This window comes from Streptomyces sp. NPDC037421, from assembly GCF_055602105.1.
The window spans coordinates 41,173-60,232 of record NZ_JBVJWV010000041.1 but is presented as its reverse complement, the minus strand read 5'-3'; the positions used below and the strand labels follow the sequence as shown (position 1 = coordinate 60,232).

Annotated in this window: 17 protein-coding genes and 3 tRNA genes; 10 read left to right on the top strand and 10 right to left on the bottom strand. The window is 73.0% G+C overall.

What is annotated here, in order from left to right; translation table 11 throughout:
- The first annotated feature begins 397 nt into the window (after window positions 1-397).
- The 3 genes from ACZ7IF_RS34945 to ACZ7IF_RS34935 all read left to right on the top strand — a co-directional run bounded on the left by ACZ7IF_RS34945 (window position 398) and on the right by ACZ7IF_RS34935 (window position 4,900).
- Window positions 398-2,188 (top strand): M48 family metalloprotease, encoded by a 1,791-nt coding sequence (locus ACZ7IF_RS34945; RefSeq protein ID WP_470980106.1) that lies wholly within the window; start codon window positions 398-400, stop codon window positions 2,186-2,188.
- Between the two features lie 219 nt (window positions 2,189-2,407).
- Window positions 2,408-3,901, top strand: coding sequence for a N,N-dimethylformamidase beta subunit family domain-containing protein (locus ACZ7IF_RS34940; protein ID WP_470980103.1), 1,494 nt, complete (start codon window positions 2,408-2,410; stop codon window positions 3,899-3,901).
- A 96-nt stretch (window positions 3,902-3,997) separates the two neighbouring features.
- Complete coding sequence (locus ACZ7IF_RS34935) at window positions 3,998-4,900, top strand: phosphoribosylaminoimidazolesuccinocarboxamide synthase (RefSeq protein ID WP_470980100.1); 903 nt, start codon at window positions 3,998-4,000, stop codon at window positions 4,898-4,900.
- A gap of 44 nt (window positions 4,901-4,944) precedes the next feature.
- Here ACZ7IF_RS34935 and ACZ7IF_RS34930 read toward each other — a convergent pair.
- The 8 genes from ACZ7IF_RS34930 to ACZ7IF_RS34895 form a co-directional block, all read right to left on the bottom strand.
- A tRNA-Gly gene (locus ACZ7IF_RS34930) sits at window positions 4,945-5,017 on the bottom strand.
- A gap of 24 nt (window positions 5,018-5,041) precedes the next feature.
- Window positions 5,042-5,653: a response regulator transcription factor gene (locus ACZ7IF_RS34925; protein WP_007265383.1), complete on the bottom strand. Its 612-nt coding sequence runs from the start codon at window positions 5,651-5,653 to the stop codon at window positions 5,042-5,044.
- A complete protein-coding gene (locus tag ACZ7IF_RS34920; RefSeq protein WP_470980097.1) occupies window positions 5,650-6,900 on the bottom strand; it encodes a sensor histidine kinase in 1,251 nt (416 codons plus the stop codon). Before ACZ7IF_RS34920 ends, ACZ7IF_RS34925 begins: the two co-directional genes overlap by 4 nt.
- 29 nt (window positions 6,901-6,929) lie before the next feature.
- Window positions 6,930-7,691, bottom strand: a complete 762-nt coding sequence (locus ACZ7IF_RS34915; RefSeq protein ID WP_470980094.1) for an ABC transporter permease — start codon at window positions 7,689-7,691, stop codon at window positions 6,930-6,932.
- Entirely contained in the window at window positions 7,688-8,644 is a 957-nt protein-coding gene (locus tag ACZ7IF_RS34910; protein WP_470980091.1) for an ABC transporter ATP-binding protein, read from the bottom strand. The genes ACZ7IF_RS34915 and ACZ7IF_RS34910 overlap by 4 nt, the downstream gene beginning before the upstream one ends.
- A gap of 163 nt (window positions 8,645-8,807) precedes the next feature.
- Window positions 8,808-8,880 (bottom strand) — tRNA-Gly (locus tag ACZ7IF_RS34905).
- A 77-nt stretch (window positions 8,881-8,957) separates the two neighbouring features.
- A tRNA-Gly gene (locus ACZ7IF_RS34900) sits at window positions 8,958-9,029 on the bottom strand.
- A 142-nt stretch (window positions 9,030-9,171) separates the two neighbouring features.
- Entirely contained in the window at window positions 9,172-9,489 is a 318-nt protein-coding gene (locus ACZ7IF_RS34895; protein ID WP_470980088.1) for a histone-like nucleoid-structuring protein Lsr2, read from the bottom strand.
- Between the two features lie 327 nt (window positions 9,490-9,816).
- Between ACZ7IF_RS34895 and purS the strand changes: the two genes are divergently transcribed.
- From purS to ACZ7IF_RS34865, 6 genes are all read left to right on the top strand, one after another.
- On the top strand, window positions 9,817-10,062 hold the full coding sequence (purS, locus tag ACZ7IF_RS34890; RefSeq protein ID WP_042801325.1) for a phosphoribosylformylglycinamidine synthase subunit PurS: 246 nt from the start codon (window positions 9,817-9,819) through the stop codon (window positions 10,060-10,062).
- A gap of 2 nt (window positions 10,063-10,064) precedes the next feature.
- A complete protein-coding gene (gene purQ, locus ACZ7IF_RS34885) occupies window positions 10,065-10,745 on the top strand; it encodes a phosphoribosylformylglycinamidine synthase subunit PurQ (RefSeq protein ID WP_470980086.1) in 681 nt (226 codons plus the stop codon).
- On the top strand, window positions 10,742-12,991 hold the full coding sequence (purL, locus tag ACZ7IF_RS34880) for a phosphoribosylformylglycinamidine synthase subunit PurL (protein ID WP_470980083.1): 2,250 nt from the start codon (window positions 10,742-10,744) through the stop codon (window positions 12,989-12,991). Before purQ ends, purL begins: the two co-directional genes overlap by 4 nt.
- Before the next feature lie 133 nt (window positions 12,992-13,124).
- Window positions 13,125-14,378: a hypothetical protein gene (locus ACZ7IF_RS34875; RefSeq protein WP_470980080.1), complete on the top strand. Its 1,254-nt coding sequence runs from the start codon at window positions 13,125-13,127 to the stop codon at window positions 14,376-14,378.
- A 9-nt stretch (window positions 14,379-14,387) separates the two neighbouring features.
- A complete protein-coding gene (locus ACZ7IF_RS34870; RefSeq protein ID WP_470980077.1) occupies window positions 14,388-15,179 on the top strand; it encodes a maleylpyruvate isomerase family mycothiol-dependent enzyme in 792 nt (263 codons plus the stop codon).
- Between the two features lie 39 nt (window positions 15,180-15,218).
- Window positions 15,219-15,698, top strand: coding sequence for an META domain-containing protein (locus ACZ7IF_RS34865; protein WP_470980074.1), 480 nt, complete (start codon window positions 15,219-15,221; stop codon window positions 15,696-15,698).
- Between the two features lie 2 nt (window positions 15,699-15,700).
- On the opposite strand, the gene ACZ7IF_RS34860 is transcribed toward ACZ7IF_RS34865, so the two are convergent.
- Window positions 15,701-17,125 carry a sulfatase-like hydrolase/transferase gene (locus ACZ7IF_RS34860; protein ID WP_470980071.1) on the bottom strand — a complete coding sequence of 475 codons (1,425 nt, stop codon included), beginning with the start codon at window positions 17,123-17,125 and terminating at the stop codon, window positions 15,701-15,703.
- 115 nt (window positions 17,126-17,240) lie between these two features.
- The gene (locus ACZ7IF_RS34855) at window positions 17,241-17,336 is read right to left on the bottom strand and encodes a putative leader peptide (RefSeq protein WP_352211348.1); all 96 of its coding nucleotides are present in this window, start codon (window positions 17,334-17,336) and stop codon (window positions 17,241-17,243) included.
- A 147-nt stretch (window positions 17,337-17,483) separates the two neighbouring features.
- Here ACZ7IF_RS34855 and purF point away from each other — a divergent pair, with 147 nt between their 5' ends.
- Window positions 17,484-19,001 carry an amidophosphoribosyltransferase gene (gene purF, locus ACZ7IF_RS34850; RefSeq protein ID WP_125819347.1) on the top strand — a complete coding sequence of 506 codons (1,518 nt, stop codon included), beginning with the start codon at window positions 17,484-17,486 and terminating at the stop codon, window positions 18,999-19,001.
- Window positions 19,002-19,060: the final 59 nt, after the last annotated feature.

Below are 19,060 nucleotides of genomic sequence, written 5' to 3'. Positions count from 1 at the left end.
AGCGGGGTGCCGGCTGGGCGGTCTCAGGGCCGGTTTGGGGGGGGGGGGGCGGGGCCCCCCCCCCCCCCCCCCCCCCCCCCCCCCCCCCAGCCACCCCCCCCCCCCCCCCCCCCCCCCCCCCCCCCCCCTCCCCCCCCGCCCCCCCCCCCCCCCCCCCGCCCCCGCGCGTGCGTACGCGTGCGACTGCATCCGGCCGCCTTCGAACGCTGCCAGCTTTACCCAAAGCCATTCCATCGGGTGATCGTCACCCGGACTGCCTGACGTCCGCCCCCGCCCCAACTAGGGTGCGGCGCAAGCATTCCGGCACATGGCCCACCGGCATTGCGATGTCAGTGGCGGGTGTCACAGTGGGGGAGTGAGCAAAGCCGCCGCAGGGCAGAGGGGGTGAGGTCCGGCCGTGTCCGGAACCGGTTCGATCGCAGAAGTGGGCGCGCCGTCCGCGCGTTCGCGGGCCCTCGCCGTGCTGCGGGTCCGCAGCAGGGCCATGGCCGCCGTGCTGCTGCCCGCCGCCCTCGCGGTGGTGCTCGTCGCCGCCCGGATGACGGGCCGGCTGGCCGGTGACCCCTGGCCGGCGGTGACCCTGGCCGTCTGCTCGGTGGCCGCGCTGGTGCTGCTGGCGGGCGGGATATTCGGCGCGGTGGTGCTGCGCGCGGGTCCCGCCGTGACCCCGACGGTGCCGCTGCCGGAAGCCGCCGCGCCCGACCTCTACCGGCTCGTCCGGGACCTGGCCGACCGGATGGACGTCCCCGCGCCCTCCGCGATAGCCCTGACCCCGGACTGTGACAGCTGGCTGGAGGACCGCACCCACGCCGCCCACCGCCGGACCGGCACCGGCACGGCCACCGGCCCGGAGTCCGAGCCCGGCGCGGCCCCCGTGCTGGTGATCGGCTCGCCGTTCCTGTGGTGGATGCGGGTCGCGGAGCTACGGGCCGTCCTCGCGCCCGTCGTCGCCGGTACGGGCCCCTCCGCGCACCCGGACATAGCCGACGCGCGCGGCTTCGTCCGCGGGCTCGACGCGGCGGTGGACATCGGCGGCAGGCCCGGCCTGGGCTGGATCGGCGGCCCGGCCCGGCTGCTGCTGCGGCTGTGCCGGACGGACGCCGCCGAGATGGAGCGCGGAGTGGCCGCCGCAGCCTCCGACCGTGCACAGGGTGTGGACTACGGGCTGCGCATCGTCGCCCAGGAGCAGGTGGGCCTCGCCTACGCGGGCTGGGACCGGCTGCTGACCCGGGTCGCGCTGCCCGCCTGGCGGATGGGCCGCTGGCCGGCGCACCTGGACGCCGGAGTGGTCTCCGCCCTGACCGAGCTGTCCCGGCGGGACCGGCTGGCCGAGGGGTTCGCCTCGCGGCTCGGCGAGCGCCCCGCCTGCGACCTGCTGGAGCAGCCCGGCGTGGTCGACGAGGCCGCCTCCCTGCTGGCGGCCCGGCTGTTCCACGGCGGCCCGGCCGAGGCGGGGCCGGACTGGTCGCCCGTGGACTGGACGGCCTACCCGCAGGAGGTCGTGGACCGGAAGTGGCGTACCGAGGCGGCCCGCCTGCACGCCGCCCTGGACGCCCTGTCCGTCCCGGCGGACCTGGCACCGCCCGCCGGCGCCCCGCCCCGGCCGGACGGCTCCACGGCCCCGGCGGAGCAGGTGCCCGTGACCACGGGCGCCCCCGCCCAGGCCGAAGCCTCCACGCCCGTGAGCGGCGGCCCCGGCGGCCCCGCCCCCGCCCGCCCCGCGGACCGGGCCGCCCTGGGCGAACCGGCGGCCCCGGGCGGGCCGACGCTGGAGCGGGTCCTCGGCTACCTCACCGACCCCGCCGGGGACGGCGCGGCCGGGGAGGCCCTCGCCGGGCGGCTCAGCGGCGACCTGGCCCGGGAGGAGCGCGCCGCCGGAGCCGCCAGGCCCCAGCCGCGCGGCGGCGCGGACACGCTGCCGCTGTTCCCGCTCCAGCCCCCGCGCAGCGGCCGGGACCTGCTCGCCGATCACGTCACCGCCCTGGTCTGCTGCGCCGCCGTGGACTCGGCCGGCGCCGGCCCCGGCCTGGACTGGCTGGACGGCCCCGTGCTGCTGGTCGACGGCGAGCGCCGCGCGGATCTCGCCCCCCGGGTGCTCTCCCTCGTCGAGGACGGGGACCCGGCCCCCCTGCGCGACTGGCTCGCGGAGCTGGGCGTACGCCCCGAGAAGCCCGTCCGCCTCCTCTGAGCCGCGGCCGGACCACCCCCGGACGCCCGGGGCGAGGCCCAGGACCACCACCCGCGCCGAGCGGCTCCCCGCGTTCCGGTCACGTCAATTCACGACGAACGGTGACGGAGTGAGTGCGTTATGTGATGTGCTTGGGACCGGTCGCGGAAGGGTGTCCGAAATCCCGCCGCGCACCTGAGTGGAGCGAACGCGTTCGGGGGAGCGAGGGAGGGGAACGGTATGGGTGCGGACCAGATCCGGCGTTGGGAGTCAGGTGCGCTCGCGCACGCGGTGACCGATCCCTTCGGCCAGGGCCCCCTGCCCTGGTTCCGGGGCAGCGAGCTGTACTTCGACGACACCGGCCAGGTCGTCCCCTGGTACGTGGACCCGGCCGTCGCCACCCCCGGCCAGAACCCCGGCATCCCCGCCCAGAACCCCCGGGGCGGCGGCCCCCGCACCGCCGACGACGTCCACCGGCAGATCAAGGGCTTCGCCTCCACCGGAGCCGTCGCCCCCGGCGAGGCCATCGACTTCCACATCACCGTCGACCCGCCCCAGCAGTTCTCGGTCGACGTCTACCGGATCGGCCACTACGGCGGCGACGGCGCCTCCAAGATCACCACCAGCCCCCGGCTGTCCGGCATCGTCCAGCCCGCCCCGCTCACCGCCGACCGCACCGTCTCCTGCCACCACTGGTGGCTCTCCTGGCGCCTCCAGGTCCCCTCGTACTGGAGCATCGGCGCCTACGTGGCCGTCCTCACCACCGCCGACGGCTACCGCTCCCACATCCCCTTCACGGTCCGCGACGACCACCCCGCCGACCTCCTCCTGCTGCTCCCGGACATCACCTGGCAGGCCTACAACCTCTACCCCGAGGACGGCCGCACGGGCGCCAGCCTCTACCACGCCTGGGACGAGCAGGGCCGGCTGCTCGGCGAGCGCGACGCCGCCATCACCGTCTCCTTCGACCGCCCCTACGCGGGCGCCGGCCTGCCCCTGCACGTGGGCCACGCCTACGACTTCATCCGCTGGGCCGAGCGCTACGGCTACGACCTCGCCTACGCCGACACCCGCGACCTGCACGCGGGCCGCGTCGACCCGGCCCGCTACCGGGGCCTGGTCTTCCCCGGCCACGACGAGTACTGGTCGGTCCCCATGCGCCGCACCGTCGAGCGCGCCCGCGACCACGGAACCTCCCTCGTCTTCCTCTCCGCGAACACCATGTACTGGCAGGTCGAGCTGTCCCCCTCGCCCTCCGGGGTCGAGGACCGGCTCCTGACCTGCCGAAAACGCCGCGGCCCCGGCCGTCCCAGCCTGTGGCGCGAGATCGACCGCCCCGAGCAGCAGCTGCTCGGCATCCAGTACGCGGGGCGGGTCCCCGAGCCCGCGCCGCTGATCGTCCGCAACGCCACGCACTGGCTCTGGGACTCCACCGGTGCCGCCGAGAACGACGAGCTCGACGGTCTGGTGGCCGGTGAGGCCGACCGCTACTTCCCGCGCACCCAGCTCCCCGAGCACCAGGACCGCATCCTGCTCGCGCACTCCCCCTACCTCGACGGCGACGGGGCCAAGCGCCACCAGGAGACCTCCCTGTACCGGGCCCCGAGCGGCGCCCTGGTCTTCGCCTCCGGCACCTTCGCCTGGTCCCCGGCGCTCGACCGCCCCGGGCACGTGGACGAGCGGGTCCAGCGGGCGACGGCGAACCTCCTCGACCGGATCTGCAAGCGGGACTGAGGCGCCCGCCCCGGATCCGGCACACCCCCTGCCCCGGGCACGGCACCCCGTGCGGGAGAATGGTCCCGCGCTCGTACAGAACCACAGGGAGACCCCGTGCCCGGATTCGTCGAAAAGCCCGAGCCGGTGCAGGTGCCCGGCCTCGCCCACCTCCACACCGGCAAGGTCCGCGACCTCTACCGTGACGAGGACGGCAACCTCGTGATGGTCGCCAGCGACCGCATCTCCGCCGCCGACTGGGTGCTGCCCACCGAGATCCCGGAGAAGGGCCGCATCCTGACGCAGCTCTCCCTCTGGTGGTTCGACCAGCTCGCCGACCTGGTCCCCAACCACGTCATCGGCACCGACCTGCCCGCCGGCGCCCCCGCCGACTGGGAGGGCCGCACGCTGGTCTGCAAGAGCCTCGACATGGTCCCCGTCGAGTGCGTGGCCCGCGGCTACCTCACCGGCTCCGGCCTCAAGGAGTACGTCCAGTCCCGCACGGTCTGCGGACTGGCCCTCCCCGAGGGCCTGGTGGACGGCTCCGAGCTGCCCGCCCCGATCTTCACCCCGGCCGCCAAGGCCGAGGTCGGCGACCACGACGAGAACGTCTCCTACGAGGAGGTCGCCCGCACCACCGGCGCCGAGACGGCGGCGCTGCTGCGCCAGACCACCCTCGCCGTGTACGGGCGCGCCCGCGACATCGCCCGCGAGCGCGGCATCATCCTGGCGGACACCAAGTTCGAGTTCGGCTTCGACAAGGACGGCACGCTCGTCGCCGCCGACGAGGTCCTCACCCCGGACTCCTCCCGCTTCTGGCCGGCCGACCAGTGGCAGCCGGGCCGCACCCAGCCCTCGTTCGACAAGCAGTACGTCCGCGACTGGCTGGCCTCCCCGGCCTCCGGCTGGGACTCCAAGGGCGAGCTCCCGCCGCCGGTCCTCCCGCAGGAGGTCGTGGCGCAGACCCGCGCCAAGTACGTCGAGGCCTACGAGCGCCTCACCGGCCAGACCTGGAGCTGACACGACGAAGGCCCCGATCAACCGATCGGGGCCTTCGTTCACTGAGCGGACAACGCGACTCGAACGCGCGACATCCACCTTGGCAAGGTGGTGCTCTACCAACTGAGCTATGTCCGCCTGTGCGCCGTAGCGCGAGAACCACTATACCCAACCACGCTGCCGTGCGAGACGCACTGCCGTGTGCCGGTTCTCCGCGCCGAGTTTCGTCGCCGCCGACGACAGGTAGTTGCGCACGGTCCCCTGCGACAGCGAGGCCCGCTCCGCGATCTCCGCGATCGGGGCCCCGTCCGCCGCGAGTTCCAGCACCTCCGCCTCGCGGGCCGTCAGCGGGGAGTCGCCCGCGCTGATCGCGTCGGCCGCCAACTCCGGGTCCACGTAACGCCCTCCGGCGTGCACGGTGCGGATCAGCTCGGCCAGCCGCTGCGCCGAGACCGTCTTCGGCGCGAAGGCCCGCACCCCCGCCGCGAGCGCCCGCTTCAGGTGCCCGGGACGCCCGTGGCTGGTCACGATCATGGTCTTGCAGTCGGGCAGTTCGGCCCGCAGCGATGTGGCCACACTCACACCGTCCGCGCCCGGCATCTGGAGGTCCAGCACCGCCACGTCCGGCCGGTGCGCCCGTGCCATCGCCAGCGCCTCCGGCCCGGAGGCCGCCTCGGCCACGACGACGAGGTCGTCCTCCAGGCCCAGCAGCGCGGCCAGCGCGCCCCGGATCAGGTGCTCGTCGTCGGCCAGAAGTACGCGTACGGGGCTCACGCCCGCACCTCCACTCGTCGTGTGTCCAGGGGCACCTCGGCCCGCAGCCGGAACCGGCCGCCCTCGGCCGGCCCCGCCAGCAGGGTCCCCTCCACCGCCGCGAGCCGCTCACGCAGCCCCGCGAGCCCGGACCCGGGCATGCCGGCGGGTGTCTCGGGCACCCCGTCGTTCTCCACCAGCAGCGTCACCGTGCCCGAGGCCGCCAGGGCGGTGAGCCGGATCAGGCAGCTGCGCGCGTCCCCGTGCCGCAGGACGTTCGTCGTCGCCTCCCGGACCACCCAGCCCAGGGCCGACTGCACCTCGCCCGGCAGCTGCCGCGCGGCCGCCGGGTACTCGACCCGGCAGTCCATCCCGGCCGCGTTCAGCACCCCGCGCGCGCCCTCCAGCTCCACCGCGAGGTCCGCCTCCCGGTAGCCGCGCACGACGTCGCGGACCTCCCGCTGCGACTCGCGCGCGATCCGCTCCACCTCGATCATCTGGTCCACGGCCTCGGGGCGTTCGCGCCGGGCCAGCTGTACCGCCAGCTCGCTCTTGAGGGCGATCACCGCCAGGTTGCGGCCCATCACGTCGTGCAGGTCCCGCCCGAACCGCAGCCGCTCCTCGGCGACCGCCAACTGCGCCTGGACTTCCCGGGCGTGGTCGAGCTCGTAGACGGTGCGCAGCAGCCAGCCGGAGAACCCGCAGGTGAAGGCGAGGAAGACGCTCGTCAGCAGGACGGCGACGAAGTAGCCGATGATCTCGTTCAGCGGCAGGCCAAGCGCGGCGACGGTCGCCGAGGTCGCGACCGCGGCGACCAGGGGCACGTACTTCATGTGCTGGACCTTCTCCACGGCCAGGACGAGGGATCCGCAGCCGAAGCAGGTCACCCCCACCACCAGGCCGGGGGCCACGGAGTCGTCGAGGCTGCCGAACCGGCGCAGGAAGAGGAAGAGCAGTACGGCCGCGACGGTGGCGGCCGTCGTCACCACCGCGAGCCGGACCGGGCGTTCGCGGCGGCCGCACACGGCGTCCAGGGACCTGGACGAGAGGAAGCCGACGAGGACGGCGTGGGCGACGACCACGAGGAAGGCCGCGACGCCCAGCGCCGCCGGGGTGCTGTTCTCCGAGTCGTTGACGCTGCCGGCGAGGGCGACCAGCCCGAAGGACACGATCTCGATGAGCACGAACAGGTGGAAGGACCAGCGTGTGTACACCTCGACCTTCCCCGCACTGCTGCGCTTCTTCCACCACCCGGTCAGCTTCGACACGGTCCCGTCCCCCCGGCTCTTCGCTCTGGTCAGCGTCGCGGTTCCCAGCGGAACCACCGCTGGACAGCAAACACCGTGACGATCATCCAGGCCAGCGTGGTGAGCGCGGCCCCCAGCAGGTCGTACCCCGCCACCCCGCCGCTCCAGCCGCCCCGTACGAGCGTCATCACGCCGCTGAGCGGCAGCAGTTCGCACAACGAGGCCGCCATGTCGGGCATCTTGTCCGTCGACGCGAACACCCCCGAGCCGATCATCGTCGCCAGGAACAGCGGCAGCGTGGTCAGCCCCGCGGTCTCCACGTTGCGGGTGAACGCGCTGGTGAGCGCGGCCAGTCCGGCGAGCAGCGGCATCGCGGCGAGCACGCCCGCCGCCACCAGCGCCGGGTTGTCGGGCATCGGCGCGCCCAGCACCGAGGCGCCGGCCGCGGTGAGCACGGCGATCTGCGCGAGCGCGATGGCCGCGGCGGGCAGCGCCGTCCCGGCGAGGATCTCCAGGTCGCCGGCCTCCCCGGTGCGCAGCCGCTTCAGTACGAGCTCCTCGCGGCGGGCCACGTACGCCGAGACCAGGTTCATGTAGACGACGAGCAGCAGCACCATCCCGATCCCACCGGTGAGGGTGGCCTCGGCGACGGCGGCCGCGGTGTCCCCGCCGACGGAGGAGCGCAGGACGAACACCATCGAGGCGGGCAGCAGCACGGCCACGCTCAGGGCGGCCCGGTTGCGCAGGAGCAGGGTCAGCTCCGAGCGGCCGAGTGCGGCGAGCCGGCCGGGGTTCAGGGTCATGGTGTTCATCGGGTCCCCGCCATCGTTTCGTCGTGGGCAAGAGCGCCGGTGCCCGCGTTGCGCCGGCTCCGGGCGATCTCCAGGAAGGCCTCCTCCAGGGAGGCGTGGCGGGCGTCGAGCCCGGCCAGTGCCACCCCGTCCTCGTCGGCCCAGCGCAGCAGGGCGCCCAGGTCGTGCTGGAGCCGGTCGGTGCGGATCTCGACCTGCTGCCCGTCGGCCGCCGCGTGCAGCGCCAGCGGCAGCCGGCCCGCGGGCACCCCGTCGGGCAGGGTGAAGCGGATCCGGGACGGCCGGGTCGCGGTCACCTCCTCGGGGGTGCCGGACAGGACCAGTTCCCCCTCGTGCAGGATCGCGAGCCGGTCCGCGAGCTGCTCGGCCTCCTCCAGGTAGTGCGTGGTCAGCAGCACCGTGGTGCCCTGCGCCCGCAGTTCCCGTACGAGGGCCCAGGTGTCCTGGCGGCCCTCGGGGTCCATCCCGGTGGTCGGCTCGTCCAGGAAGAGCACCTCCGGCCGGCCCAGCAGGGCGAGCGCCAGGTCGAGCCGCCGCCGCTCGCCCCCGGACAGCTGCTTGACCCGTACGGACGCCCGAGCGGCCAGTCCGACCAGCTCCAGCACCTCCGCCGCCGGGCGGGCGCCGGTGGTGACACCGCTCCACATCCGGACGGTCTCGGTGACCGACAGGTCCGAGGGGAAGCCGCCCTCCTGGAGCATGACCCCGGTCCGCGGGCGGACCTCGGCCCGCCGGGTGTGGGGGTCGAGCCCGAAGACGCGGACCTGCCCGCCGGTCGGGGCGGCGAGCCCTTCGAGCAGCTCGACCGTGGAGGTCTTGCCGGCGCCGTTGGTGCCGAGCAGGGCGAAGACCTCGCCGCGCGCCACGGAGAAGGTGACGCCCCGGACGGCTTCGAAGCCCCCGGCGTAGCCGCGGCGCAGTTCCTCTGCCTGGATCACTGTGTCGGTGGTCATGGCTCAAGCCTCGCGGCGGACCGGCGGGCGGAGCAGTGCGCGCTGTCACCGCCCGCGATGACATTTGTCATCGGATGTGAGCCGCGCCACAAAAGCCGAAAGGGGGCGGGAGCGGAAATGACGAAGGCCCCGATCGGAATCCGATCGGGGCCTTCGTTCACTGAGCGGACGACGCGACTCGAACGCGCGACATCCACCTTGGCAAGGTGGTGCTCTACCAACTGAGCTACGTCCGCATCTCGCTGCGGCCTGGGCCGTTGCGATGCGAGCACTACTCTACCTGATCCACAACCGTGGCCGGTAAAGCGTGCAGAGCGGGTGACAGGGATTGCACACTGCGCCTCCCCCCTGGAAGGGGGGTGTTCTGCTACTGAACTACACCCGCACGACTTCGGGGTTCTTGCCTTTCGGCCTCGCCCCTCGGCGTGATCCACACACTAGCCGATCGGAGGGGGTGCATGGCAAATCCGGGTCGCGGGCCACCGGACGGACGGCCGCCCGATGGCCACCGGGCGGCCACCGGACGGTCAGTGGGCCGCTTCGTACGCGCTGTAGACGGCCTTGGGGATGCGGCCCCGCGGCGGCACGTCGTGCCCGTGGGAGCGCGCCCAGGCCCGCACGACCGCCGGGTCCGGCGCGATCGAGGTCGTCTTGTAGGTCTTCCCCGAACGCGACCGGCGGCGGCCGGCGGCCACGAAGGGGGCCAGGCTCTTCCGCAGTTTCTTTGCGTTGGCCGCATTGAGGTCGATCTCGTACGACTTACCGTCGAGGGCGAACGTGACCGTTTCCGCCGCTTCTCCGCCATCGATGTCGTCGGAGATCGTGACTACTACGCGCTGCGCCACGGATATCGGTCCCTTCGTGCGCCGTCGCCGCCCGCTGACGTGCGGTGATGTCGCCTGTGTGGATGTTTCGGTGGAATACGTCAAACCGTGGGAATCCCGGCTGATTCCTTTGTACCGCGATTCCCGGTTAATTGCGAAGCCCAGTTAATTGCTCCCGCGTGTCCCGTCGCAATCCCGGGGGCGTGGTTTTCCGGTGGATTTTGCGAAGCGTTGGTGAAGCCGAAACGGCGGGAGGTCCGGACTCCGCGGATATCTACCCGCGTAGAAATTTCGGGCGGGTACGCTGAGGGAACCGCCTTCGCACCAACCACCTCATCGGGAGTGCCAGTGGCACGCGTCGTAGTCGACGTCATGCTCAAGCCGGAGATCCTCGACCCCCAGGGCCAGGCGGTGCAGCGTGCACTGCCGCGCCTGGGCTTCGATGGGATCGCCGACGTCCGCCAGGGGAAGCGTTTCGAACTGGAGGTGGAGGGACCGGTCGACCAGGCCGCCCTCGACCGCATCCACAAGATGGCCGAAACGTTCCTCGCCAACACCGTCATCGAAGACTTCACCGTGAAGGTCGAGGCCTGACGGTGACCACACGCATCGGAGTCGTCACGTTCCCCGGAACGCTCGACGACCGTGACTCGCTGCGCGCCGTCCGCCTCGCGGGGGCCGAGCCGGTCTCGCTCTGGCACCGCGACAAGGACCTGCACCAGGTCGACGCGGTCGTCCTCGCGGGCGGCTTCTCCTACGGGGACTACCTGCGCGCCGGAGCCATCTCCCGGTTCTCGCCGGTGATGGAGACCATCATCGAGCAGGCCAAGGCCGGCATGCCCGTCCTCGGCATCTGCAACGGCTTCCAGGTCCTCACCGAGGCCCACCTGCTGCCGGGGGCGATGCTCCGCAACAACCACCTCCACTTCATCTGCCGCGACCAGAAGCTGCGGGTGGAGAACGCGGACACCGCGTGGACCGGCGACTACACCGCCGGCCAGGAGATCTCCGTACCGCTCAAGAACATGGACGGCCGGTACGTCGCCGACGAGCGCGTGCTCGACGAACTGGAGGCCGAAGGCCGAGTGGCCTTCCGGTACCTCGACGTGAACCCCAACGGCTCGCTGCGCGACATCGCCGGCATCACCAACGCCGCGGGCAACGTCGTCGGCCTCATGCCGCACCCCGAGCACGCGGTCGAGCCGCTGATCGGGACCGGCCGCACCGACGGCCTCCCGTTCTTCACGTCGGTCCTGAAGAAGCTGGTCAGCGCATGAGCCTCGACACCGTAAAGAACGCCACCGAGACCCCGGACGCCTCCCAGCCCTGGAAGGAACTCGGCCTCAAGGAGGACGAGTACGCCCGGATCCGCGAGATCCTCGGCCGCCGCCCCACCGGCGCCGAGCTCGCCATGTACTCCGTCATGTGGTCCGAGCACTGCTCGTACAAGAGCAGCAAGGTCCACCTGAAGCAGTTCGGCGAGAAGGTCCCGCAGAACGACGCCATGCTCGTCGGCATCGGCGAGAACGCCGGCGTCGTCGACGTCGGCCAGGGCTACGCGGTCACCTTCAAGGTGGAGTCGCACAACCACCCCTCGTACATCGAGCCCTACCAGGGCGCGGCCACCGGCATCGGCGGCATCGTCCGCGACATCCTCGCCATGGGTGCCCGCCCGGTCGCCGTCGTCGACCCGCTGCGCTTCGGCGCGGCCGACCACCCCGACACCAAGCGCGTCCTGCCGGGCGTCGTCGCGGGCATCGGCGGCTACGGCAACTGCCTGGGCCTGCCCAACATCGGCGGCGAGGTCGTCTTCGACGAGTGCTACCAGGGCAACCCGCTGGTCAACGCCGGCTGCATCGGCGTGATGAAGCACGAGGACATCCACCTCGCCAAGGCCTCCGGCCCCGGCAACAAGGTCATCCTCTACGGCGCCCGCACCGGCGGCGACGGCATCGGCGGCGTCTCGGTCCTCGCGTCCGAGACCTTCGACGACACCAAGCCCACCAAGCGCCCCGCCGTCCAGGTCGGCGACCCCTTCCAGGAGAAGCTCCTCATCGAGTGCACCCTGGAGATCTTCAAGGAGAAGCTGGTCGCGGGCATCCAGGACCTCGGCGGCGCCGGCCTGTCCTGCGCCACCTCCGAGCTGGCCTCCGCCGGCTCCGGCGGCATGCGCGTCGAGCTCGACACCGTGCCGCTGCGCGACGCGACGCTCTCGCCCGAGGAGATCCTCATGAGCGAGTCGCAGGAGCGCATGTGCGCGATCGTCGAGCCGCAGCACGTCGACCGCTTCATGGAGATCTGCGAGAAGTGGGACGTCATCGCCACCGTCATCGGTGAGGTGACCGACGGCGAGCGCCTGGAGATCTTCTGGCACGGCGAGCAGATCGTGGACGTGCCCCCGGGCACCGTCGCCCACGAGGGCCCGGTCTACAACCGCCCCTACGCCCGCCCCGAGTGGCAGGACGCGCTCCAGGCGGACGACGCGGGCAGGCTGCCCCGCCCGCAGACCTCCGAGGAGCTCCGCGCGCAGGTCCTGGCCCTGGTCTCCTCCCCGAACCAGGCCTCCAAGTCCTGGGTCACCGACCAGTACGACCGCTTCGTGCAGGGCAACACCGTGCTGTCGCAGCCCGAGGACGCGGGCATGGTCCGCATCGACGAGGAGTCCAACCTCGGCGTGGCCATGGCGACCGACGGCAACGGCCGCTACGCCAAGCTCGACCCGTACACGGGCGCGCAGCTGGCCCTGGCCGAGGCGTACCGCAACGTCGCCGCGACCGGCGCCAAGCCCCTGGCGATCTCCGACTGCCTGAACTTCGGCTCCCCCGAGGACCCGGGCGTCATGTGGCAGTTCGCCGAGGCCACCCGCGGTCTCGCGGACGGCTGCTTCGAGCTGGGCACCCCGGTGACCGGCGGCAACGTCTCCCTCTACAACCAGACGGGCGACGTCGCGATCCACCCGACCCCGGTCGTGGCGGTCCTCGGCGTGATCGACGACGTCAACCGCCGTACGCCGATGGCGTTCGCGGAGGCCGGCCAGCTGCTGTACCTGCTGGGCGACACGGCCGAGGAGTTCGGCGGCTCGGCCTGGTCCCAGGTCGTCCACGACCACCTCGGCGGCCTGCCGCCGAAGGTGGACCTGGGCCGCGAGAAGCTGCTCGGGGAGATCCTGATCTCCGCCTCGCGCGACGGCATGATCGACGCCGCGCACGACCTGTCCGACGGCGGCGTCATCCAGGCGCTCACCGAGTCCTGCCTCAAGGGCGGCAACGGTGCGCGCGTGGTCGTCCCCGAGGGCCTGGACGCGTTCACCTTCCTGTTCTCCGAGTCCGCGGGCCGCGCCATCGTGGCCGTCCCGCGCAGCGAGGAGCTCCGCTTCACCGACATGTGCGGTGCGCGGGGCCTGCCGGCCGCCCGCATCGGCGTGGTCGACGGCGACGCGATCGAGGTCCAGGGCGAGTTCACCCTCCCCCTGACCGAGCTCCGCGAAGCCCACGAGGCCACGATCCCGGCCCTGCTGGCCTGATCGTCCCCGGCGCCCGCCGCCCCGAGCCCCCGTCCGGACCCTTCCGGGCGGGGGCCCGTCGTTTCCGGGACCGCCCGGCCCGCCGGTTGGTAGCGTCGCCCGCGTCGCGTCGTCGCAGGACCTGGGGGCCCGGATGTCCGCACCACCGGAGCCGTCCGGCGGCGGACCGGCGCCGGCCCGGGGCCGACGGCGCAACACCGTCAACGCGCTGTTCTGCGCCGCCGGTGTGGCGGGTGTGCTCCTCGGCGGCTGGGCCCTGTACGGCTCCTGCCGGTCGGGGCAGTACCGCGCGGAGAGCCGTACGGCGATCAGGGAAGCGTGCGCGGACCTGGTCGACGCGGACGCGGTGCTGCGCCTGGACGGAGGCCGGGACCGGGTGTCGGCCGACGAGGACGCGTACGCGCGCCGACTGGATCTGTACGACCTGCCAGACCTCTGCGGGCTGCGCAGCGGACGCGCCGGGGACCCGCACCGGCCCTGGTACTTCACCCTCAAGGTCCACTCCCTGCCCCAGCCCGGGCTGCACGTCCTCGACCCGGACGACGAGCCCGTCCGGCGGTGGGCCCCGGGGGACTCCACCGCGGACGTCACCGACCGGATCGCCGCGCCGCTCCCCGCTCCACTCGGCGACGGCCGGGCCGGCAGCCACACCGCGCGCGCTGTCACGGTCGAGGCCGTGTGCCGTCGGGACGTGGCCGGGGTGACCTCCTTCAGGGCCACCGCGACCGCCCGGTACGCAGAACCGACCGCCCGCGACCGCAGGGCACTGGCCGCCATCGCCCGTACGGCGGCGGTGCGGGCGGCGGAACGCAAGGGCTGCGAGACCACCCCGCCCGGACTCCCCGCCGACCTGCCCGTACCGGGGCGGGACCTCGGCCCCGCGGACCGCGCGACCGGCGGTTGCGCCTGGTACGCGGCCTTCCTGCACGGTCGGCAGGACCGCAAGCGGCTGCCCGACCGGGCGCTCGGGACCCCGTCGGCGGAGCACGCCACGGAGGAGTCCTGCGTCCTCGCGCTCGGCACCGACACGCGGCGCGGCATCGAGGCCGGGCTCCTCGCCGAGGGCGTGCGGGCCGGCGGGCCCTCGGACCTCCACACGAACCCCTGGTGGCTGCAGACCCACGCCTACTTCGGGGACGACGCGGACGGCACGAAGGCCAAGCCCTTGACCGGCGGGCTCCACGACATCGCCGCGGGCCAGGCCGGCCGCGAGGACCGGGTCGTGTACGCGTCCGCCACCTGCGGCGGCCGCCCCGCCGTCTTCGGCATGACCGCGGCCTACCGCTACGACCGGGTGCTCGGGCCGCGACTGGACGAGGTGTTCACGGCCTACGCCACCGCGACCGCGACCCGCCACGGCTGCACCGCCCTCCGCCTCCCCGAGTAGGGTCGGGGCATGCCGCCCGCCAAGAGGAAGCCGCGTACCTACGACCAGGCGAAGATCCGCGCAGCCGTCACCGCACAGTTCGGCCACGTCGCGGAAGCCGTCCGGGAGTTGACCCCCGAGCAGCTCGCGCGGCCCAGCGGGCTCGGGGAGTGGAGCGTGGCCGAGCTCGCCGCGCACGTCGCGTGGATCGCCGACTCGCTGGCCCGCGGCCTCGCCCGGCCGCCCGCCGCCGTCGTCGAGCTGACCGCCGTCGAGTGGCCCTTCGCCACCGCCTCCCTCGCCGGGAAGATCTCCGAGGCCGCCCGGGAGACCCTGACCGGCGCCCCGCTCCCCGAACTGTACGAGCGGGCGGGCGCCCGCCTCGCCGAGGCGCTGGAGGCCAACCCCGGCAACCGGGTGCTGGACCTGTGGATCGGGGACATGACCCTGGCCGACTTCCTGGTCACCCGGACCGTCGAGCTGGTCGTCCACACCGACGACCTGAACCGCGCCGCGGGCCTCGGCATCCCGATGGAGCGGCAGGCCCTCGCGGCCTGTACGCGGCTGCTCGCCGACGCCCTCGCGCTCAAGGCCCCCGGCGGTTCCGTCGAGGTACGGGTGCCCCCCTTCGCGGTGGTCCAGTGCGTCGAGGGCCCCCGCCACACCCGCGGCACCCCGCCGAACGTGGTGGAGACCGACCCGCTGACCTGGATCCGGCTCGCGACGGGCCGTACCGGCTGGGCCGCGGAACTGGACGCCGCGCGGGTCAGCGCCAGCGGCGAGCGGGCCGACCTGTCCGGGGTCCTCCCCCTGATGGCCTGAGCCGTGGAACCGGCCGGGCGCCGGACCCGTCCCAGGGGCATGCGTACCCTCAGGCTCCTCACGACCGGCACCCTGGCCCTCGTACTGGCCCTGACCGCGTGCGGCGCGGCCGGGCAGGACCGCGGCGACGCCACCCTGACCGTGCGGACCTCCGCCACGCCGCCCGTTCCGGACGCCCCGCTCACCGCGACCGCCTGGACCGTGCACTCCGTCGCCGGGATCACCGCCCCCGGCGACCGGGAGGCCCGCTTCACCCTCACCCCCGAAGGGCAGGCGAGCGGCACCCTCGGCTGCAACCGCTTCAGCGCCCCGGCCACCGTCGACGGCGCCACCGTGGCCTTCGGCCCGCTGACCACCACCCGGATGGCGTGCGAGGGCGCGGCGGGAGAGCTGGAGCGCTCCCTGACCGCCCTCTTCGGCAGCGGCCCCCTGACCTGGAAGGTCCAGGGCCGGACCCTCACCCTCACCGCCCCCGACGGCAGCACCGTCACCGCCGAGGCGGCTTCGGCGGCCGAGTGACCTCAGGCCGGGTACGGCAGCAGACCGGCGTCCACGGCCTCCCACGCCTTGCGCAGCTCCGCCAGCCTGGCCGGCTCCACGGCCGCCTTGTCGGCCTGCTCGCGCAGGTCCCCGGCCAGGTTGAACAGCTGGTCGCGCCCCGACTTGCCGCGGTAGTACTTCCAGTCGCCGCGGCGCAGCGCCCGCTCCCCGCGCACCCGCCAGAACAGGTCGCGCTCGGCCGGCCTCTCGCCGCGCAGCAGGTACCCGGCCAGGCTCACCCCGTCCAGCGGGTACGCCCGGTGCGGCCGGGTCCCGGCCACCTCCAGCAGGGTCGCGGTCCAGTCGGGGCTGAACACGGGCACCCGGCTGACCTGGCCGCCGTCCAGCCGGTCGGGCCAGCGCACGATGTTCGGCACCCGGATCCCGCCCTCCTGGAGCGAGGCCTTGTTGCCGGACAGCGGCCAGTTGTAGGAGAACCGCTCGCCCCCGTTGTCGCTGGAGAAGACGACCAGGGTGCTGTCCTCCTGGCCGGAGCGCTTCAGCGCCTTCAGCACCTCGCCGACCGACCGGTCGAGGTCCTCGACCATCTGCTTGTACTTCTCGACCGAGCCGCCGTCCTGGTGCCACAGCGCCCGCGCGTCGCCCGCCTTGATCCGCCGGACGATCTCGGCGCTCTCGGCGGTGTCCCCGTCGGCGATCCACGGCCAGTGCGGGGTGGTGAAGTTCAGGTTCAGCAGCCAGGGCCTGCCGCCGTGGTCGCGGGAGACGTACTCGCTCGCCCGCTCCGTGATGATCCGCGTGTAGTAGCGCAGGTCCTTGTAGGCGGCGTCGCCCTCGTAGAGGTCGTACTCGCCGCCCAGGCCCAGCTTGGAGTAGTACTCCAGCGCCCCGCCGAAGTTCCCGAAGAACGTGTCCCAGCCGGACTTCGTCGGGCTGTAGTCGGGCAGGTAGCCGGCGTGCCACTTGCCGATCAGCGCGGTGGCGTAGCCGGCCTCCTTCAGCAGCGACGCCAGCGTCGGGTGCGTCGGGTCCAGGCCCGCCGACTTGTCGGCGATCGGCTCCGCCAGACCGCCCTTGGTGCGGGCCGGATAGCGCCCGGTGTACAGGCTGAAACGGGTCGGGGAGCAGGTCGCGGAGCCCGAGTACGCGTCGGTGAAGCGGACCCCCTGGCGGGCGAGGCGGTCCAGGTTCGGGGTCTTGATGTGCGGGGAGCCGTACGAGGAGAGGTCGGCCCAGCCGAGGTCGTCCCCGAGGATGAACAGGATGTTCGGGCGGCGCGAGCGCCGGTCCCGCGCGGCCCGGAACTCGCGCTCCTGCGGGCCCGCCTCACGGCCGTCGGCGGCCTGCGCCGGACCGGCGCCCAGCCCCACGGCGGCGGTGGCCGCGGTCGCTCCGACGGCGCCCCCGAAGGCACGGCGGGACAGCTTGCTGTTGTACGAAGACACGGGAACTCCAAGGCGCGGCCCGGCCGCCCCTGCCCCGGGCGGGCGCGGGACGGCGCGCGGCACGGCAGGGCGGGGCTGGACGAGCGAAATCAGGAAAAAGGAGAAAGAGTTGTGACTACGCAGAACAGCGACAGATGGCGCTCGCGACACGGACCAGGTCTACGTGGCGGCGCTCGACGAGGGTGACGGCACGGTCACCGAGAGGCTGCATGGGGCGAGAGCCTGTACGAATTCCCTCGTAGCTGTCAACAAAGTGATCGGAATACGAGACGGCGCCGCCCGGTCACCCTCTGTGCTGTGAGATTTCCCGGCCGTCCCCAATTCGGACCAGTGGTCGATCTCGCCTACACTCGGTGGTGTGCCTCGTGGTGATGGACGACTCAACCACGACCTGCTCCCCGGCGAGAAGGGCCCCCAGGACGCTTGCGGCGTCTTCGGTGTCTGGGCTCCGGGTGAAGAGGTCGCCAAGCTCACCTACTTCGGACTGTATGCACTGCAGCACCGCGGACAAGAGTCCGCGGGAATCGCTGTGAGCAACGGTTCCCAGATCCTCGTCTTCAAGGACATGGGCCTCGTTTCCCAGGTCTTCGACGAAACCTCCCTCGGATCCCTCCAAGGTCATATCGCGGTCGGTCACGCCCGCTACTCGACCACCGGAGCCTCCGTCTGGGAGAACGCTCAGCCCACCTTCAGGGCGACCGCCCACGGCTCGATCGCCCTGGGTCACAACGGCAACCTGGTGAACACCGCCGAGCTCGCCGAGATGGTCGCCGACCTCCCCCGTCAGGACGGCCGCGCCACCCAGGTGGCCGCCACCAATGACACCGACCTGGTCACCGCCCTCCTCGCCGGACAGACCGACGAGGACGGCAAGCCCCTGACCATCGAGGAGTCGGCCGCCAAGGTCCTCCCCCAGGTCAAGGGCGCCTTCTCCCTGGTCTTCATGGACGAGGGAACCCTCTACACCGCCCGTGACCCGCAGGGCATCCGCCCGCTGGTCCTCGGCCGCCTGGAGCGCGGCTGGGTGGTCGCGAGCGAGACCGCCGCCCTCGACATCTGCGGCGCCAGCTTCGTCCGCGAGGTCGAGCCGGGCGAGCTCATCGCGATCGACGAGAACGGCCTGCGCACCTCGCGCTTCGCGGAAGCGAAGCCCAAGGGCTGTGTGTTCGAGTACGTCTACCTGGCGCGCCCGGACACCGACATCGCCGGCCGGAACGTCTACCTGTCGCGCGTCGAGATGGGCCGGCGCCTCGCCAAGGAGGCTCCGGTCGAGGCCGACCTGGTGATAGCGACGCCGGAGTCCGGCACGCCCGCCGCCGTCGGATACGCCGAAGCCAGCGGGATCCCGTACGGCTCCGGCCTGGTCAAGAACGCCTACGTCGGCCGGACCTTCATCCAGCCCTCGCAGACGATCCGCCAGCTCGGCATCCGCCTCAAGCTCAACCCCCTCAAGGAAGTCATCCGGGGCAAGCGCCTCGTCGTCGTCGACGACTCGATCGTCCGCGGCAACACCCAGCGCGCCCTCGTGAAGATGCTCCGCGAGGCCGGTGCGGCCGAGGTCCACATCCGGATCTCCTCCCCGCCGGTGAAGTGGCCGTGTTTCTTCGGCATCGACTTCGCCACCCGGGCCGAGCTCATCGCCAACGGCATGACGGTCGACGAGATCGCCACGTCGCTGGGCGCGGACTCGCTCTCGTACATCTCGCTCGACTCGATGATCGAGGCGACCACCATCCAGAAGCCCAACCTCTGCCGTGCCTGCTTCGACGGCGAGTACCCCATGGAGCTGCCCGACCCGCAGCTCCTGGGCAAGCAGCTCCTGGAGAACGAGCTCGCGGGCGGCACCGACGCCGCCGACGCGCTCCGCCGCCCGTAGGCCCGTGGGCCGGCCCTCCCCGGGCCGGCCCGGCTCCACCTGCGCCGAGCCCTGTCTTT

Coding starts and splice junctions, on each gene's coding strand:
- ACZ7IF_RS34855 (WP_352211348.1), bottom strand. CDS start 17,336: ATGCAGCCTCTCGGTGACCGTGCCGTCACCCTCGTCGAGCGCCGCCAC.
- ACZ7IF_RS34940 (WP_470980103.1), top strand. CDS start 2,408: ATGGGTGCGGACCAGATCCGGCGTTGGGAGTCAGGTGCGCTCGCGCAC.
- ACZ7IF_RS34870 (WP_470980077.1), top strand. CDS start 14,388: ATGCCGCCCGCCAAGAGGAAGCCGCGTACCTACGACCAGGCGAAGATC.
- ACZ7IF_RS34910 (WP_470980091.1), bottom strand. CDS start 8,644: ATGACCACCGACACAGTGATCCAGGCAGAGGAACTGCGCCGCGGCTAC.
- ACZ7IF_RS34875 (WP_470980080.1), top strand. CDS start 13,125: ATGTCCGCACCACCGGAGCCGTCCGGCGGCGGACCGGCGCCGGCCCGG.
- ACZ7IF_RS34865 (WP_470980074.1), top strand. CDS start 15,219: ATGCGTACCCTCAGGCTCCTCACGACCGGCACCCTGGCCCTCGTACTG.
- purL (WP_470980083.1), top strand. CDS start 10,742: ATGAGCCTCGACACCGTAAAGAACGCCACCGAGACCCCGGACGCCTCC.
- ACZ7IF_RS34915 (WP_470980094.1), bottom strand. CDS start 7,691: ATGAACACCATGACCCTGAACCCCGGCCGGCTCGCCGCACTCGGCCGC.